General features: G+C 47.7%; 8 protein-coding genes. 3 read left to right on the plus strand and 5 right to left on the minus strand.

Annotated features, from left to right (window positions below; translation table 11 throughout):
• Nucleotides 1–4: 4 nt before the first annotated feature.
• Entirely contained in the window at nucleotides 5–316 is a 312-nt protein-coding gene (locus tag PJF56_RS15130) for a type II toxin-antitoxin system RelE/ParE family toxin (protein ID WP_283763520.1), read from the minus strand.
• 2 nt (nucleotides 317–318) lie between these two features.
• Nucleotides 319–579: a ribbon-helix-helix domain-containing protein gene (locus PJF56_RS15135; protein ID WP_283763521.1), complete on the minus strand. Its 261-nt coding sequence runs from the start codon at nucleotides 577–579 to the stop codon at nucleotides 319–321.
• Between the two features lie 22 nt (nucleotides 580–601).
• Between PJF56_RS15135 and PJF56_RS15140 the strand changes: the two genes are divergently transcribed.
• Nucleotides 602–841: a hypothetical protein gene (locus PJF56_RS15140; RefSeq protein ID WP_283763522.1), complete on the plus strand. Its 240-nt coding sequence runs from the start codon at nucleotides 602–604 to the stop codon at nucleotides 839–841.
• A gap of 32 nt (nucleotides 842–873) precedes the next feature.
• On the opposite strand, the gene PJF56_RS15145 is transcribed toward PJF56_RS15140, so the two are convergent.
• The 3 genes from PJF56_RS15145 to PJF56_RS15155 all read right to left on the minus strand — a co-directional run bounded on the left by PJF56_RS15145 (nucleotide 874) and on the right by PJF56_RS15155 (nucleotide 17,956).
• The gene (locus PJF56_RS15145) at nucleotides 874–14,265 is read right to left on the minus strand and encodes a DUF4114 domain-containing protein (RefSeq protein WP_283763523.1); all 13,392 of its coding nucleotides are present in this window, start codon (nucleotides 14,263–14,265) and stop codon (nucleotides 874–876) included.
• Between the two features lie 500 nt (nucleotides 14,266–14,765).
• Nucleotides 14,766–17,075 (minus strand): protein kinase domain-containing protein, encoded by a 2,310-nt coding sequence (locus PJF56_RS15150; protein WP_283763525.1) that lies wholly within the window; start codon nucleotides 17,073–17,075, stop codon nucleotides 14,766–14,768.
• Between the two features lie 44 nt (nucleotides 17,076–17,119).
• Entirely contained in the window at nucleotides 17,120–17,956 is an 837-nt protein-coding gene (locus PJF56_RS15155) for a PP2C family serine/threonine-protein phosphatase (RefSeq protein WP_283763526.1), read from the minus strand.
• Nucleotides 17,957–18,122: 166 nt separating this feature from the next.
• Between PJF56_RS15155 and PJF56_RS15160 the strand changes: the two genes are divergently transcribed.
• Entirely contained in the window at nucleotides 18,123–18,641 is a 519-nt protein-coding gene (locus PJF56_RS15160; RefSeq protein ID WP_283763527.1) for a hypothetical protein, read from the plus strand.
• 34 nt (nucleotides 18,642–18,675) lie between these two features.
• Nucleotides 18,676–19,158, plus strand: coding sequence for a DUF1824 family protein (locus PJF56_RS15165; protein ID WP_283763528.1), 483 nt, complete (start codon nucleotides 18,676–18,678; stop codon nucleotides 19,156–19,158).
• Nucleotides 19,159–19,232: the final 74 nt, after the last annotated feature.

A 19,232-nucleotide genomic window follows, 5' to 3' on the forward strand; every position in this document is an offset into this window, starting at 1 on the left:
GCCTCTATCCGCTTTCTTCTTCATCTGGCTCAAACAATGGGTTTAAGTTTCGAGAACCATGGACTACCCGCAGAATTTCTAGAGTATCATCAGTAATTTGATACAGAATAATATATCCATTTAAGGGAATGCCGCGTAAACCTTCTCTAATTTCTCCATAGCTACGTCCTAGCTGGGGAAAGTTCATTAGGTTTTTACACTTTTTCTGGAAAGCTGCAATAAAACGCTCTCCTACTTCAATGTTCAATTGGGCAAAGTAATCTATAATCTCATTGAGATCGCGACTAGCTGAAGGAGCAATAATGTAACGGTTCATCGTTAACTTTGACGAGCTTGGTTGAGTTTATCTTTCAGTTGAGCAATAACAACTTCACCATCAATACCTTCACCTTGCCTGAGTTCTTCAATGGCTACATCTACTTTCTGTCGGGTTTCTTCTACCCAATTCTCGTAGTCTCTATCTCGTTGATTTAGTAATTGTAGAGCTTCAGAAATCACTTCTTCTGGAGTCTGGTATTTTCCACTATTTATTTGTTGTTGAATTAACTCAGCTTGTTCGCTCTTTAAGGTAATATTCATCAGTTTAGTGTTGCCAAGAAGCATGTATGATTGTAGCATTAGCGATCGCTCCAGGGATGGGTCACATTATCGCCCCCCAACCCCACCAAGAAACCGGGTTTCTGCTATAAGTTCCGACGCTCAACCGCCAGGCTTGAGAAACCCGGTTTCTAAGCCTTGCGAGAGGCGATCGCTTTTAATCCCCAAAGACCGAGAAACGCCAGCGTCCCCACAGCACTCGGTTCGGGGACAGATTGGGGAGTCGAGTCCGGTTTGTCGATAGGGTTTTGATGAGGTTCATGGGATGCTTCTACACTATGGCTTTGATTTATTTTGATTAGTAAGTTTCTTCCAACCTTGTTGTAGCCACTTGACAGTGGATTGACCCACAGAAGAACCCCCCAATGCTCCACCTACGCCAAAAATTATCGCACCAGCACCAGCACCCACAGCAGTACCAACACCTGGAACAACTGAACCGAATGCTCCACCAACTTGTGCCCCAAATACTGCACCGCCTGCGCCACCTCCCCAACCGCCAAGTACGCTACCTGTTGTTTGTTGGAAATTTTCTCCGAAGTTTCCGCCATCTGCTTGATATGCTTGATGGAGATCGTGTGCATCAAGTGCAATTGCTAGAGGTCCCAACACTTTTTGACCCGCTTTACCAACCTTACCTAGCAATTTTATACCTGAATTGGGCTTTAAATTAGGTTTTCCTTTTGGAAGTTTAGGTTTTTCACGTAACTTTTGTGTGCTAGTGAGGGTTTCAACTTTATCCCATTTTATCGCGTTATCTTTTCTTACTAAACTATTCCTTTTGAGTTGATCATTTAAACGAATTTGAGCATTGGGATCATTGATTTTATTAACCACATTCCACTGCTCTCTGGGAATACCAGCCTTTTCTAGTGCAGCCGATGAACGAGTATTGAGAATCAAAGTTCTTCCTTCTTTACGAATATATTCGATCGGCAGATCTTTGGGCTGGATTTTTCCAGTATCTAGTTCACTCACTAAATCATCAACAGTCTTACCTGAAAATTTTGCTCCTGGCTCTTCAGAAAATGCTGTAGTGTAATATTTTTGTGCAAAAAGACCATTATTAACAACTCCACCATTATGTAGCTTATCAGGAACTTCTTGAGCTAAACCCTTAAGGATTTCATTTGTCCATGGATGATGATAACTACCATCACTATGATAATAACCACCATCTGTGTCGTAATAGCCACCATCTGTGTCGTAATAGCCACCATTTGTGTCGTAGTAGCCTCCATCTGCGTCATAGTAGCCTCCAAATGCATCATAATAACCTCCTTCTTCATCATAGTAACCTCCTAAGAAGTCATAGTAACCACCTTCTTCACTATTAGAGTTAACGTTTTGACCATAAACACGAGTAACACCACCTCTCAAAACAGTCTCCTGAGAATTTCCTTTTTCATCGGGTATAGTGTCTTCTTTCCCAGGAGAAGAACTTTGTTCTGACTCAACAAAGTGATTAGATAAAGAAAGTACAAAATCCGGATCGGTTAATTCTTGATCGACTTGTGACATTAAATCTGAAAATTCTTCAAGAGTCATAGATTTAACATATTCCTCTAAAGATCCCGCAGGTAAGCTATTATCTTGTTCTATTGCCCGTGCAATTTCATTAAAATCTGGATCATTTAAAAGCTCCTGTCTATCTTCTTCGGAAACTATATTTTCATTTTCAGGCTCTGATTTATCAGAACAAATACACTCCTCTTTACCAGAAATTTTATCCACCAAACCAACGAGATCGTCTTTCCAGATATTCAAAATACTATTGAGACCAGAAAGCAACCCTTCAATGCCACCATCCTTAATAACTCCCGCTAATACCAAACCGGTATTACCGACATTACCGGTAACTTCCAAAACTTTAGACAGAGTGCTATTGAAATTACCGGCAAAACTCTGACCAACGGAAAGAACGGCATTGAAAATATTGCTAATGGCGTTCAACCAGTCGCCATTCTGAATCGCCTTAATCCCTCCATAAATCATTTGTGGGGCTTTTTCCAGACTTTGCACCACGGAGAGCATCACTTTTTGCGTAGTTGCGCTCAAGTTTTTAACCAAGCCACCCACACCCGCAGAGGCAACACTAGCAATACTACCGAGAATTTGTAAGAAGCCCAGAATGCTCTCGCCAGACATAATGGAACGTGCGCTACTAAAAGCACCCGCAGCCACAGATTGTAAGGATTGCAAAGCTAATTTAGCTCCGGCTGTAAGGGTATTACTCATGCCCATGGTAACCGCATTTAAACCCGCCATCACCACACTGAAAATACCACCTAACCAATCTCCGTTCATGACGGCTTGAATCGCAGTAATTCCAGCAGTTGCTAGGTTTAAACCAATGGCAAAGGGAACCAACACAGGGAAAGAAACGCTGAGAATAGAGACAATAGTGCTAAGAACAGTCATGACTTGCGAAATCAGTCCCAATGTGCTGTTCCAGAAATATTTTTTCCGCGCCTTCCGTTCGGCAACCCGTTGTTGGATAATTTGCTCCAACATCTCCTTCGATTGTTGGGCGAGTTCGTTGGAAATATCAACCGCTTGCTCGGCTAGAGCGACTTTATTTAACGTCTCTAAATAGAGCGGGTTGATAATTTGTTGTTCGCCCTCCAACTCTTCCATTCGCTGCAACTCTTTCAGGAAATCTTTAGAGGCTTTCTGGACATCTTGCTCGGCAGTTTGTAACAGGGCAATATCCCACTGTTCCTCTAGCTCGATGCGATTAATATCGGCTTTATAGTGTTGAACTTGGCCAATTAAACCGCCCATCACCTTAAACAGATTGTCCTGAATAGTTGCCGCTTCTTTCCCTTGCAACGCCTGATGAATATCGCCCTCAACCTCAGCCAACAGCGCCTTCAAATCATCGGGTAAATCCGGTTGTTGCTGTTCCAAGTCTTGCAACTGAGTTAACAGTGTCGCCATTTGCGACTGCACCTGCACCGGGTTAAAGTCGCCATCAACGCCGTCTAAACCGACTTCACTACGCACCGCATTCACGCCTTGCAGCAGGGCATCTTCTGCCTGTAACTGCTCTAGTTGCTCCAACTTCGCCCGCGCTTCCAACCGTTGACGCTCTAGCTCAATAGCTTCACGCTCCAGGCGCTCCTCTACCGCTTTCTCGATGTCCTCTTGCCGTTGGGTAGCGATGGTTTGTTCTAACTCCGCTTGGGCGAGGTTCAGTTGTTCTAAATTTACCAGGGTGATAAACGTTTGCTCCGTTTGTTCCCGGATGCGAGTAATGCCATCGAGACGCGCTTGGGCAACCGCTAACTCTTGTTGTTTCTGCTCCCGCTCCTCCTGAGTTTCGGCAATGCGGTCATTAATTTCTTTCAGCATTTTCGCTGCCGTATCTTGTCGCGCTTGCAACGCATTTTTCTGAGCTTGGGCCGTGCGCTTCAGGTGGCCGAAGTGGTTGGCTTGCGCTTGGGCGCGTTGTTGCAACTGCCGGTGGGTCAGCATTTCGTGATAGTAGCGGTTCGCTAGGGCGCGGTCTTCCGGACGGGCAATACCCCCGGCACAACTGCCACCAGTATCGCTGGCAATATCGTTGTAATCTCGATAGTAGATTTCCGCAGCCGTCGCCATATCATTGTGCTGGGCTACATCTAGCAGGTGTTCGGCTTCCTTATTGCCTGCGTCAATCATCTGCTGTAACCGTTGCTGAATCTGGAATTCCAGGTCATTGACTTCCCGTTGTTTCTGGGCAGCTTGCAAGGTATAGTTGGCGTTCAATTCCGTCGCTTCCAACAAGTCGCGCAGAATTTGCTGATGTTCTTTGGCTGCGCGTAAATGCTCGTCATTTTGCGCCAATAAGTCGGCTTGCACCTCTTGCAATGGAGCGGTGAGCGCCTGACTGCTGGCTTCCGCTTGTTCAGCTAACCGTTGGGCTTCGGCGAGTGCGGCGCGAGCATCAGCGAGCTGTTTTTGCAACTGCTCTAAGTCGCCGGGAGAGGTGAGATAGGCATCGAGCAGCCGTTGCTCGGCGAGAATGACTTCATGTTCGGCAGTCAATAAGGTGCGTTTTTGACTGAATGCCCGTTGCTGTTGCTGCAAGACGGTGGCTTTATTATCCAGCAGCCCTAGGGCGTTTTGCAGTTGCGCCTGTTTGGTTTGCAGGTCAACATTGCTGGGAGATTGGGCAATTTGTTCGGACAGGGTTTCCCGTTGGGCAATTAAGTCTTCCCGCAGGCGGTTGACTTCCTCGGTTTCTGTCGTCAGGGCAACGGTTTGCCGCTCTACCCATTGCTCGACATCGGCAAGTTGATGCTGCAATTCCTGGGACTTGCGGTTGAGTTCGCCGCGTTGCTGGAGAATATCTTCGACAATGGGCAGATATTCGCTGTCGTTGTCTTCGAGTTCTTTCCACTCGGCGAGAACTTTGGCGTTATAGGCATCCGCTTCTTTTTGCGCTTGGGCTAACTGTTGTTCTACTTCGGGTAAGATTTCTTCGAGCTGCTGCAATGCTTCCTGGGCGGCAGGAATTTGTTCGCGAGAGGCTTCTAACTGTTCGACTAAATTGCGACTGGCAGTAATAGATGGTTCGGCTGCATTGATGGCGTTGACGGTGCTTGCCCATTGTTCGGCTAGGGGTTTCAGCCGCTCTTGTTGCTGAGACTGGTTATCGGTGGCAACGAGTTGACGAACGGCTTGTTCGCGCAGTTGCTTGGCATATTTAGTATAAGTATCCCAAATAATCCAGTGATGATCGATATGGGTGAGGGTAACCCAATGCTCTTTCTTCTTACCAGATTTACCGCGTTTCCAGGTTTTCCGTTGTTCTGTCCAAGTGGGGCCGTTTTTGCGACTACGATGCCAGTGGTGGGCTGCTCGTTTTTCGTACCAGTCGGCTTGGGCAATGGCAGCAGAGGCTTGGGCGTTGGTTTGCGCGAGTTCGGCGCTGACTTGGGCGAGTTGGTTGTTGTATTTTTGGCTGTTGATTTCTGCTTCGGTTTGCAGGAGGTCAATGGCTGTACCATTATTGGGAGCATTGTTTACAAACTCGGTGCGGTAGGCGTTAGCGGTGGGCAGTTGTAAAGCTAGATTCCGTTGGTGAGCCGCAACATTAGCGGCATGTTGAGAGGCATTGCGTTGAGCTTCAGCATGGTGGTTGTGAATCCATCCGTAAACAGGGGTACGCTTTCTCTTGCCAAAGAAATTGCGTGAGTTGTTATAACCCGTAATCCCCCAAGTGCGAATCTGGCTATTCCAATGATTGGCATTCATTTGATGCTGATGCCGTTGAGCTTCGTATTGTTGTGCCCGCGCTTCATCCTGTTGCTTGTATATTTGATATTGTTGCTGATAAGCTTCTAACTCCTCGGACTCTGCACCGTAGCGCTCGGCAATGGGGGCAATTTCTTCCCATAGCTGGGCATCTTGTTCAATCCACTGTTTGAGCTTGTCGATTTCTTGAGTTAGCGTGGTTTGTCCTTGTTCGAGTTCGTCAGAGCGCGGCGCAACCACTTCCAGGGTAGTAATAGCATCGCGCAAATTGGCTAACGTGCGATCGCGCTCGCCATCAATTTCTCCCAGATTTTCCTCAATATACGCCACCAAGTCATCGACAGATTGGGATAATTCTTGCTGACGTTCGCCAATCTCAATAGTTTGCTGATGTCCTTCGAGCAGTTGTTCTGTCCAGACTTTGGCTGCATCGCCCAGGTCTTGATGGAGGCGATCGCCCAATTGCGCGTAAGCTAAGATAGTATCCTCGCTCAATGCTGTCTCTGTGGCTTCTTCCGTCTCCAATTGACGCTCAAGCGCGGCTAACCGCTCATCATTGGTTTCCAGTTGTTGGCGAATTTCCAGTTCTTGCTGTTGACGCAAGGGTTGAATGGCGTTGGTGGCTTCTTCCAGACGGGTAGTGAGAGCGGCAATGATATCATTATTATCATTTTGGCGGGTTAAGAGGCGATCGCGCTGCTCCTTCGTTTCTGCAATTAACTTGCTCAATGCTTCCCGACTCACCTCATCCGTAGTTTGATTTAACTCATCTTCCCAATCAGCAATCATGCCACTTAATGTAAGGGCGGGTTCACCCAGATTTTGGCCGCTAGACGAGCCGCTTCCTGAACCCGCCCCTACGGTTAATTGGGTATTTCGGGCTTTCAACTGCTCGATAAACTCATTAACCTTGGGTTCCACTTCCGTCGCAAAGAAATCCACATCCGATTCTGTTCCCAAAACCCCAAAGCTAATCATCCGTTGCAGCGCTTCCGCTTGTTCGGAGGTCGTTTCCGCCAACGCATCCGCCGCCTCAGTCGCCTCATTCACCGCATTTTGGAACGCCCCTAATTTAGCCTTTTCAGCCTCTTGCAGAGGTTTTAATCGCTCAACAATCGGGGTCATATCCCCTTCAATTCGAGCCACTTCTGCCGTCAACTGAGTCACTTTCGGAGTCACTTCAGCTAGGGCTGCTTGCTTCGTATTCACCTCAGCCGTTTTCGGAGGAATTTCTCCTTTCAGTTCCGCAATTTTAGCCTCAGTTTCCTGAATTTTCGGCCAATTATTATTGCGCTGTTCTGCCAACCGCGACGCTTTTTGCATGTTATGGCGATAAGCCGCAGCATGACCACCATGATAAGCATAGGTGTGCCCATTCCAATACCAGATATTCTGACGATGGTATTGCGCTTGTCCGTAATAATAACTTTCCGCACTGCGTAGGGGAGCATCCTGCGCTCTCAAGCTGTGCAACTGCAACTCTTGCGTCCGCAATTGATGTTGAGTAAACGCTAAATCTTTCTGAGCATCCGCAACTTCAGCTTGCAATTCTTCCTGCTGTGCAGTCACTTCCGCCAGATTAGTTTGAGTCTCAGCCAAATCCGATTGTAACCCTAACAAAGCTTGCCGGTCTTGTTCCCCTTGCTGACGAATTTCCACCAACTCTTCAGTGGCTTTAACTTGATTTTCCAGCGCCTCTTGCCAAGCATCAGCCGCATTTTGATAATCCGATTCCAACGCATCCGCCTCATTCAGAACCGTCAACCGATTTTCCAGCCGCTCCACTTCCGTATTCATCTGCCGCAGATAGCTATCAGTTAACTCAATTTCCCGATATTTGTCGGCAATTTCTACTTCTTTATCGGCAATGCGTTGATTAATTTCATCCAGAGTTGCCTGGAAATAGTCGCGCTCTTCCTCATGAGTTTGCCGTTGCGCCTGCAAGTCCTCAATCTTGACTTGATTGGCAGCAATATCATAATTGATATCGGCAATTTTATCCTCAATCTCGGATAACTCAGTTTTCAACGTCTCTAAAGCTTGTTCCTGATTCGCCAATTGAGTTTCTTGGGCAGCTTTTTGAGCCTCTAACCCTTGTTTCTCCGTTTCCAAATTAGCAATCTGAGCTTCAGTTGCTGTAATTTCCGGTTGTAACTGAGTCGCCAGATTTTGTGCGTCTTGAGCAGCAATGTCCCGTTGTTGAGTTGCATTTTGCGCCGCAGCAAGAGCAGCGTCGCGATTAACTACAGCTTGAGGATTGTGAATCCAACCATAAACCGGAACTTGTCGCCATCCAGTGCGCCATTCTTTTCCAGATTGATATCGATAAGATTCCCAGCGATGTCCGGTTACTCCCCAAGTATTAATTTGTCCATTCCAATAATTAGCTGCATTTTGATGATGCTGCCGTTGATGTTCCAAATTCTGAGTTACCGAATTGGCATCTTGAATCTGCTGATGATACCCTTGCAAAACAGCTTTTTGTTCGCCAATTTCCGCATCTTTATCAGCAATCTTGCTCGCAGTATCCGCAATTTCAGATTCAATGTTTTCAATCTGAGCTTCTTTATCAGAAATTGAGCTTTCTTGCCCAACTTTGTCTTGTTTTGCTTGCGCCAGATGATGCTCAAGGATTTTAATCTCTTCTTGGGTTGTCCGGATAGCTGTATTCGTATCAGCAATCTGCTGTTCTTTGAGGGCAATGGCATCCTCTAAATCAGCCTCAGCATTAATCGCTTGAATTTCAGTAAACTGCGCTTGCGTCTCTTTCAAGTTAGCCAAGTTTTGCTCGGACTCTTGAATCGAAGGTTGTAAACTTGCCTCCAGTTCTTGAGCGTTCTGAGTCGCTAAATTCCGTTGATGAGCTGCATTATTCGCTGCCGCTTGAGCCGCGTTACGATTATGTTCAGCTTGGGGATTATGAATCCAACCATACACTGGTCGCCGAGGTTTACCGTGATGACCAACAATACCCCACGTACGAATTCTACTATTCCAGTAATTCGCACTATTTTGATGGTGATGCCGTTGATTTTCCCAGTTGGAAGCCACTGCACGAGCATCCTGGAGTTGAGTCTGATAACCGTTGAGAACATCCTGTTCTTCGTCAATCTTCTCTTGCCATAGCTCCACTTGCTTCTCGATTAACTTTTCTTCCTCAATCGCCGCTTTTTCCAGTCCCAACTGGCGATATTCTCCCTGCAAGCGTTCCAAGGTTTCATTGGTATCCGTTTGTTGAACTTGCGCCGCATCTAACCGTTCTTGTAAGTCGTCAAACCCATTCAAGAAACTGGTACTGCGGTTTTCCATTTCCCGCAAGAAATCGATATACTCTTGCAACGGCAAAGAATTCGTTTCCGGTACATTATCGCGCCGATTTTCCAATTCTTCAATCAGCTTCGCCAGAGCCAACCGTTGCGGAGATTGGGGAGCAGACCAATTAATCTGGTCTTCCTGTAATTTCGCCCAATCCAGTTGTTCGTCGATATCGGAGATATAGGCTTGCACCGATTCAAACTGCTCGACTAAATCCGGATTCGTCGTGACTGCATTGCCCAACTGTATCAACAATTCCTGAGCGCGAATCTTCTCATCTTCCAGTTGCTGGATTTGCTTTTTAATCGCCTGCAAGCGCTCTGGATAGGGCAAGAGATAACCATAAGTTTCCAGGAATGTTTGTAAATCCTTCTGAGTAGTTTTCCGTTCCTCGCGATTGGCTTTAGATTGCTCTTGCAAATCGGTTAACCGAGTTTCCGTAGCACTGGCTTTATCTTCCTGGCTGGGTAACTGCTTCCCTTCGAGTTTCGCCAATTCTTCCTCAGCTTGTTGAATCTGTAAATCCAGGGTTTCCAGTTGCTGCCGTTGCACTGGAGTTTGCAGGGCGAGTAAATCTTCTTCCGCTTGCAATTTTTGCTCGTTGGCATTGATTTCATATTGAATTCCCTGCTTCAATTCCGGCCAATCTGCAACCCGTTCTGCTAATGCTCGCGCTTGTTTATTTAAGTTATCTGCCTCTGTTTGTGCTTGTCGCGCCCATTGTTCAAAAACACGCCGTTCATTCTCGGAAACATTGGCTTGATGTTGCGCTTGGTCGCGAGGTGCAATATGTTCAGGATAATGTCGCCAACCATGAATAGGTTGAACACCACAACGGCCACCACGTCCCACAACTTCCCAGCGCCGAGACAAATTATTATGATGGTTAGCCGTATCTTGATTCTGCTTACGCCGTTGTTCGGCCAACGCAGCTTGCTGCCAATATTTTTCTGCCAGTTGAGTTTTTTGTTCTGCCTGTTCTTGCAGCGCTTTTAAGATTTGATGGGCATCTTGAGACTCACCGGTAAGTTGAGACAGGAGTTGATTATTATTCTGCACCAGTTGCTGATAACTGCTCAAAACATCAGTTTGATGATTCATCTGAGCAGTTAGTTGCTCGACTTTCGCGGCATTTGTTGACAAGATATGACCTTGTGAATCAGCACTATAGGCATTTTTGCCAGCTTGATTGGCTATAGCCATGTGGTGATTGTATTTAGCTGTATCTCGCTTGCGAAGAATACGCCCACAAAAACCACGAGTTGTTGCCCAAGAGTTATGAGCAAGATGAGTATGATGTTGCTGTGTTTGCCGGTGCTGCGCTCCTTGCTGATAGAAACTTGAAGCAGTCGCTCTCAAAGCCGCAGATTGTTGTTGATACTGGGAAATTTTCCCTTTCAACTTATCAATCTCAGCTTGCACTGCATCGGGGTCAGCGAGTAAAGTATCGGGGTCAACTAACTGGTATTGCAGTTTCGCCAGCGCGTCTTTCACTGCTTCTTTGCTCTGAGCAATGGCTTCTTCGAGTAACTCAATCTGCTCGGTATTCCCTTCAACTGCTTTCTCGCGCTCTTCCTTCAACGCTGCCAACTGTTCGTTTAACTCCTGTTGCCGAGTCTGCAAGGTTTGCAAGCGTCCTAACTCCAGTTGATGATGGCGGGTTGCCAAGGCTAAAGCGTCGGCTAACTGTTCAGACTCGGCAAGGGAAATGGCGGCATCGGTGTCTACTTGTTGATAGCGCTCTAATGCCTGTGTTTTCTGCTCTGCTAGTGCTTTTTGCAAGTCCTCTAAGGTTAAATCGGGATTGCCCAAATCGGATAGGGTTTGCCACTGTTGCAATAACTGATTTTGGGTATCGCTGAGAGCCTCTATCGCCTGCTCCGTGGCTTCACCAGCCGCACGAGTTTGCGTGATAACCCGCCCTTCTCCGGTAAAACGCCTCACGTCGATATCTTCGCTCTTAACGACCTCTTCTGGGGCAATTAAGCCCGCCATCAGCACGGCTTCGGTGACGTTGAGCAAGCCCGCGCCGCTCTCGGTATCCCAGCCTTCTTCACCTAAGTCTTGGGCGGTTTGTGCCAGGATTTCTTTGACTTGCTGATAGCTCAATTCTGGATTAGCCTGCCAGACTAAAGACGCAGCACCGGTAACATAGGAGGTTGCCCGCGATGTACCGACGAAGGCATTGGGGTCATTTTTATGTTCTCCTCCGGGAGCAACGAGGGTAAGGGTTTCACCGCGACTGGAGTAGTCGGCGACTTCTTCGGTGGAGTTGACTGCACCGACGGTGATGATGTTGTCGAATTCATCGGCAGCTTGTCCCAATGCGGACATGGCATCGCCGGTATTTCCGGAGGCAACCACGAGGAGGATGTTGTTATCGCGAGCGTATTGCAGGGCGAGTTGTTCTTCTGGGGTGAGTTGATAGCGGGTGGTGATTTGCCCATTCTCGTCGATTTGGGTTAAATCGAAACTGAGGTTAACGATACCACGCACATTTCCCGCGTTGATGGTTGGGGAAAGGGCGGGTTCAGGGAGATTTGGGTTGGTGTTGGAAAGGGTTGCAGAACCCGCCCCTACCGGGTTATTGGTATTGTTTGTAGGGGCAGGTTCACCCAGATTTTGGCCGATAGACGTATCAATTTGTGAACCTGCCCCCATACCCGTGGCATTTTCACCGGTAATGTTGTCCCCATTGATGGTTGGGGAAAGGGCGGGTTCAGGGAGATTTGGGTTAGTGTTGGAAAGGGTTGCAGAACCCGCCCCTACGGGGTTATCGGTATTGGCGACATCTGTGGTGGTGGGTAATCCGGCATCGTCGCGGAGATTATCGACGTAGGCGATGAGTTGTTGTGCCCAATTGTTCCCTTCTATGCCTAATGTTTCGTACTCATTGCTGGGATTAACGGACTCGAAGACTTCGGTAACGTCTTCTCCATGGTCTCCGGCAAAGTCAATAAAGGCAACGGGAACATCGGGCGAGTCAGGTAAAATCAGGGAGGCTGCGTCTTGGGCGTTAATTAGATAGTTGTCCCATTGCGAAAAGTCTTCGTTGGTGAAGGCTTCTTGCAGAGAACTGGGTAAGCCGAAGAGTTCGCCGATTTCGGGGTTGTCGATAATGGCGTTGAAGGTTTCTGCGGCTTCGGGAGCCATGCCGACTTTTTCCAGGAGGTCGGGACGCTCTAGAACGTTGTAAATTGTGCCAAAGTTGTCTTCAAGTTCGGTGAAGACCTCTTCGACGACGGGTAGAAGTTCAGGATTTTCGAGGATTTCGATGAGGTTATCGGGATTGTCGTCAAGGGCGGCTTGAACTTTCTCTAAGCCAGTATTCAGGGATTCTACGGATGCTTCGGAGACGTTGTTGTTGATGAGTTCGATGGTGTGGATGGCGCTTTCTCCGGTTTCGGATACGGCGCGGACGGCAATTTCGGTGATGTCGGTGATGTCGGTTTCGGGTTGGGGGTTGATTTGGAGGCGATCGCCCTCTAAACTAGCCGCAGGTTCAGGTAGGGTGGGGGCGGGTTCATCTATATCTGGGAGAATAGGCAAGTCATTGGGTGAACCCGCCCCTACAACAGCGCCCCCTTCGACTAGCTCATAGGTAACGGTTTTATCTTCTGCGACTGCGAAAATCTCGGATAATTCAATCACTGGCTCAGGCTCTTCTGGGTCTATCACCACCGATTCAATCTCGCTAATTACCTCTAGCGGTTCCGGTTTAATATAATCGAGAATCTCTTGCCCTAATTCGGTTTCGCGCCAGTCATTCTCAGCATCAATGACTTCATCGAGGTTAACGGCTTGACCTGTTGCGCCCTTAATTCGGAAAATAATATCGTTGTAGTCGTAGTCGCTCTTACCATCAACGCGGATATCTTCCATGACAAAGGTGTGTCCATCTCCGGTGACATCGGCAATTTGCCCGATATGCAACCCATCATCAGGATTAGCGGTAGCTAGAGAGAACAAGGGACGGCCGGAACCGCCGATACTGGGATTATCGAATACCTGTTGTACGCTCTTGTTGGGAACGAGCATGACACCGAAGGTATCTCCAGGGCGCATCTGCACGGTTTTTACACCCGCAAATTCCCCTTTATTCCAGTTTTTTTCGCCCATAGCGCCCTCGAATTTCGCGCCTTCTGTTTTGTCAGAAATGACGATTTCACCGAATTGAGGGGCATTTTCGGCGGGGAAATCGGTGTCGGTGGGGGCGGGTTCACCCAAATCCGGGTCAACCAACGAATCGGTTGATAAACCCGCCCCTACATCGGATGGGGTTTCGGTGGGGGTGAGGGCGGGTTCAGGGAGATTTGGGTGGGTGGACAAAATGGTTGTTGAACCCGCCCCTACATCGGATGGGGTTTCGGTGGGTTCGATACCCAAGGCGCGAGCGGCTGCTTCTTGGATAAAGGCTTCTGAACCGGGTTCTAGGTTGTCCATGCCTTCTAAGCTAAAGAAGGCGACTTCTCCCTGATATTTCCCGCCGTCGAAGAGATACTCAATTTCTACTTCTCCGGTTTCGCCAACGGTGAATACTCCGGAATCAAATTCAAAATCGGGTTTGGCTTGGGTAAGCTGTTCAATGACTTGTGTTGGCTCATGCTCGTCGGAATTTTCTAGGGTTTCATCGACTTCTGTCTCATCTTCGCTGGTTGTATCCTGGGTTTCGGATGCAAAATCAATTTCTTCTGTTTCACTGCTTTCATGGAGGGTGGCAGCTTGTGCAACGACCTGCTCTGGGGTACTGTCGGTTTCGGATTCAGTCTCGATGACTTCGCTGGGTTCTGTTCCTTCTTCTGTGGGGGAGTCGGTAATAAATTCAATCTCTTCGATGTCTTCGTCGGGAATGAGATTAGTTACTTCTGCCGTTTCGATTTCCTCGCTTGTATCGGGTTCTGCCTCTTGGGTTTCTCCTGTGTCGGCTTCTTCAACGAGGTCAGCGTCGAGTTCGGGAAGGTCAACTGTGTCTACATCGAGGGACTCTGGGGTTTCTTCTAAGCTATCGACGATGCCGCTAGGGGTGAGGATGGGTTCGAGAATGAAGGTCTGAGAGTCTTGATTTTTCTCGGTTTTGGGTGATTTTTTGCCAAACCAGTTTAAGAATGACATGGGGGTAATCCTTGGTATATGCACAACAGATGATTGAGCAGAAGCGATGAAGGCTTCTATAAGGTAGTCAGATTTTTGGTGCTGATTTTATGCAAAATCGAAAATTTTGTAATAAAAGTTCATATTTGATTGGAGCAGTAATTTCAACTATGTTTCCTCAATTTCTTTCCAGGAGAGGGTTTTAGCTGATTTATAAATTTTGCTGAAATATCAAGTTTTGTGAAGAGTTACTGGTTAGATCTAGTCCGGATAATTAACTAAAGGATATTGGCAAGGTGGGCAGGGTCTACTTGTAGAATTTGAATGATACTTCGGTTTTCTCCTGCCCACCCTACTGGCGTGACATAGCTCATTTGGTGTTTTAGTAGCGCAAATAAATAGATTTGATATTAGAGGTGACAGCGAGCAAGATGCTCGCACTCCTTGCTCTATTGCTCATTTTAGCTGCGTCACGCCACTACGATTGATACGGTAGAGCGATCGCCTAGTAGGGACTATCGCTAATTGTTGCTTTCACTGACTTGCCAGATCTTAATGTTGCCATCGGCTCCCCCACTGACTAATAGATCGCCTTGGGGACTAAACGCGAGGGATAAAACTTCGTCATCATGATCTCGGAGGAGGCCGATCGCTTCCTGGGTTTCTAAATTCCAGATTTGAATGGTGCGATCGCCGCCACCACTGGCTAAAAGTTTACCATCGGGACTCACGGCTAAGGCTCTCACTTCCCCTGGATGCAGCAGTGTCACTTGTACAGCGCCCGAAGCCAGATCGCGGATGAAAATTTGGCTACCTTGACCAACGATAAACCCTTGATTATCGGGCATCACAATCAGAGCTTCTATGGCGGAATTGGTGACTTTGGGTAACACCTTGTCTTGTAAGTTAATTAAATTCACTTGATATAAATTCCCTGTATCCGTACCCGCAATCAAGGTTTTTTGATCGGGAGTCAGAGCCAAACGGTTCACCCATCCTGTTTCCCAGGAAAAAGTGAGGCGGCGAAAGCCATTATACAAGTCCCATAACTTGACGGTGCGATCGCGGCTTCCCGTCGCCAAAATTTTATACTCGCTACTAATCGCCAAGGTCACCACACCTTGCAATCCCTCCTGGGATTCAATCTGCCGTTGTTGGTTATTTTCCAGATGCCAAAGTTTTAAACTATTATCACTTCGACTAGCACTGGCCAAGAGTTTGCCATCGGGACTCAGGGCGATCGCACTCACCGCATAGGAGCCGCGTCGATCCTGATGAGCATTCAGGGTGCGGCTGAGACTTCCATTGGGTAATTCCCACAGCTTCACCGTTCCTTCTGTGCCATTGCTGGCCAAAAGTTGACCCTTGGGACTCATGGCGATCGCGTTAATGGGTTCTTTCTGGGAATCAATCGTATGAGCCAGCCGAATCTGCACATTGCCTTGGCTCAGTTCTATTTTTTGGGGGGCACGAAACCGAATTTCTCTGAAATTGCTTTGATTCCCATACCAAACCCCAGCCACAGCCAAACTTAAGACAAACATCCCCGCTAATAGGGGATGCAGAGACGGTGGCTGTCGATCTCTCCAAGAGGCTTGCATCACTGGAATTGCCCCTCCTCCCCTATGCTGGGGATAACCCGAATTCGAGGGCGGTAAAGGCGTAAAACTAGACCATCCTGGAACGGTTGAGGGAGCATTAGACACCCGATGACCTCCCCAATGATGGGTCGGAGCAGGTTGAATGGGAATCTTCTTCCGGTTGACCGGTTTCAGGTGTAGTCCCCGTTGTACAGCCCCTTGAGAGGGAAAGGGATCGCGACCATTTAACCGTTGAGTGCGATCGCACCAGGGACAGCGATCCAAATGATTGCCATAGCGATGTTGGTCGTTTTTACTACAAGTAATTAAATCCCGTTCCGCATCCTGAAGCGCCAACTGCCACATCTTTGCATCCGGTCGCACATGGGGATTATCAAACCCTTCCTCAAAGCAGCGCCGAAACAACACTTGCAGTTTTGGATGTAACAGAGTAAATGGAGGAGATACGGGCATCGGCGTTAGGGGAACCGATCGCGTCCCGTGGGGAAAATAGCCCTCAGAAATCCGTTGGGCGATCGCCGGAGGATCGCCAGGCAATTTATACACCCCCGCAAACGGATGGGTTCCCTCCATTAACAACTGAAAAATCAACACCGCTAACCCAAAACAATCCTGTTCTGGAGTGCGATTCAAATTACCAAAAGATTGACCTTGCAACTCTGGGGGCGTAAATTCCGGCTTACCCACCGGACAACGATAAACCTCTTGGGTTTGCGGATGTTTCACCTGAATCGAATCCATATCCACCAGGGTAATTAACGTCGTTTCCGTAACCAAAATATTCGACTCATTCACATCCCCAATCACATACCCTCGCTCATGCAAACTCTTCAGAGCGCCCGCCAAATTTCTCGCCGTTCGATGCAACCGAGAATATTCAAACCACGGCCATTGGGTGCGACGAGTTTTCGGATTATACAAATCAATAATCGGTCGCATTCCACTAATGCGCGGCATCAAAAACCCCACCACCTCCTGCTTCTGATTCAACAGTAAATCCTCTGGCCAAGCAAAAGAAAGATGATTTTGACTCGCCGTGGGATTATTCGGCGGATTTTCCACCATCGCCGCCAATTTAGGGCCATATTCCGGTTTGAGCTTATGGTAAACCTTCGCCACCCGGGTCAGATCTTCGCTAAGTCCATAGACTTTCGCTTCACCACCCACCCCTAATTCTGTAGCAGCTTGTAAATCTATCCATTCTTGATTTGAGTGGCGTTGAAGCTTCATAATCGGTTTACTTTAAACAAGGAAAAATTGTTAATTATTAATTGTTAATTGTTCATTGACTTCAGGCTGCCTAAAACCAGGGTCAGGTCATCATCTGTCCGTTCCGTAATTCGCGGATGAGCAAGAAACCCTTCCAGTTGACTTTGGGCTGCTTCAGAATCGTCCATTTGATCGACAAACCGAAACAGGGGAGTAAAGAACGGAGCATGGGGCGTACCTTCAGGTAATTTTAAGGCTAATCGTTGCAGTCCATCCGAGAAGAGAGCAAAATGGGCAATTTCCCCCTCCCAAACCTTGATTTGGGCGCTTTCTAAGGCGTTGGGAGAAATTAAAAATGTGGTTTCATTCGCATATTCGCCGTTTTCTGGCTGAGTCAGTGCGGTAAGATGACCGTGGCGATCGCCGATCGCCACGGCTCCATCTCCGACTTGCGCGACTGCCACCTTCTGGGAATTGGCCACCAAAATTAACAATGTACTCGCCAACTGGCGCACTTCCACATCACGACTTAAGCTTTCTGCGGCGATCGCATTTTGAGCCTGTTCTAACACTTCCCCCAGCAGAGCTTCCCAGCATACCTCTGAATTCTCAGCCTCTAATTTATCCCATCGGCGCTTAATCTGCTCCACCGCCGTTTGCGTCGCCACTTGCGCTCCCACATCCGACAACGATGCAGAACCCGCTCCATCTGCCACTGCTGCCACAATCCATCCCGGCCCTAGAATATCCCAATAATGGGCATCTTGGCAGGGTTGTCCCCGCTTCTGATGACTCGTCCCTAACACCGAACTGGCGATTACTTGCCACCCGTTCAAAGGGGATAAAATATGGTCAGGATCGTGGGAAGTGGGGGTTTGCAGATCTCCAGACAGGGTACTCATGGTCATCGCTTGCTTCAGTTTTGGATAGTTATCACCAATTTTGTCATTCTCAAGCCAGGGAAGCAATAAGCGTAATGTATCTAGAAGAGGAGGTACTCGAGCAACTGAACGCTATTTACCCTCAAGAGTCTTCCCAACTCGATCCAGTTTTAGCTCAAATATTCATATGTTATCTTTCCACAACATCCCCCTCTATGGCTTCACTTTACTGGGAATCCTCACCTATGGGAATCCAACCCTGGGTCAAATGCGCCCTACTCCCCCCCTGAACATTCCCCAAACCCTCCAGTTAACCATCGATGGAGTCAGTTCGTTTAGAAATATCAATCTCGACAATCGCCTCCTCACCATTGAGTCCCTGGAAACATTCACCGATCCGAGCCAATTGATTACCGTTGGCTGCTCGGAAGATGAAGGTAATGTTTTTGTCGTCAAAGGACGGGGAGGATTACCAGAAGATCCCACCCAAACCCTAAGCACGGCTACCCTTTGGTCAGATTTACGACCAAATTTAGGGACAGAAGATCGAGGCGATGAACCGGTTTCTCCGACTTCTTTTTGGCAACGCCAACCCATTGTAGAAGCCCAAACGTGGATTATTAATCAGCGAGGAAATATGGAATTAGTGGCAAATGAACCTTCTCCCCCGACTCAATTCGGTATACTGTCTCAGCCTTGTCGTTGATTACTCATTACTCCTTGAGAGCGCTTGGCGCTGTATGATATGGCTTGCAGTTTTATTCTCCTTACCCATTGTGTCCTTATCTTTGAGTCTTGAAACCCAAGCCGCCCTTAAGTATCTGAAAGTGTTGAGTGTGCAACCGGATTCTGTGGATCTGAGTATACCAGAGCAACAGCAGCAGTTGCGATCGCACTTAATCCATGTTGCCAGTTTAGCCGATCATCATAATTTCGGGGTTTGTGCCGATGAGGGGACGCAAGGGTTTACCGCTCTTGCCCATTATTTGAGCGCTTTGGGCTATCCGGTTCCCTTTAATTTGGTGCAACTTCCGGCTATTGATGAACCGGTTTATATTAAGTTTAATGGCCAGACTTTAGCTCATTACCATGATAGTTATACGGGAGACTATCGAGGGGTTTTGATTTCTTGTTTATCTTCTGACTACGATCAACTCAATGGAACTTTTGGCCATTTCCCTCTCAATCTGTTTGACAATCAACCCATTCCACCTAAGTCTTAATTCCTAGGGTTGCCCCAGTTGCTAGAAACCCGGTAGCCTGTTTGGGAACAGACTACCGGGAAGGGTCAACATAT

It is taken from the genome of Roseofilum halophilum BLCC-M91 (genome assembly GCF_030068445.1).
Lineage (GTDB): Bacteria > Cyanobacteriota > Cyanobacteriia > Cyanobacteriales > Desertifilaceae > Roseofilum > Roseofilum halophilum.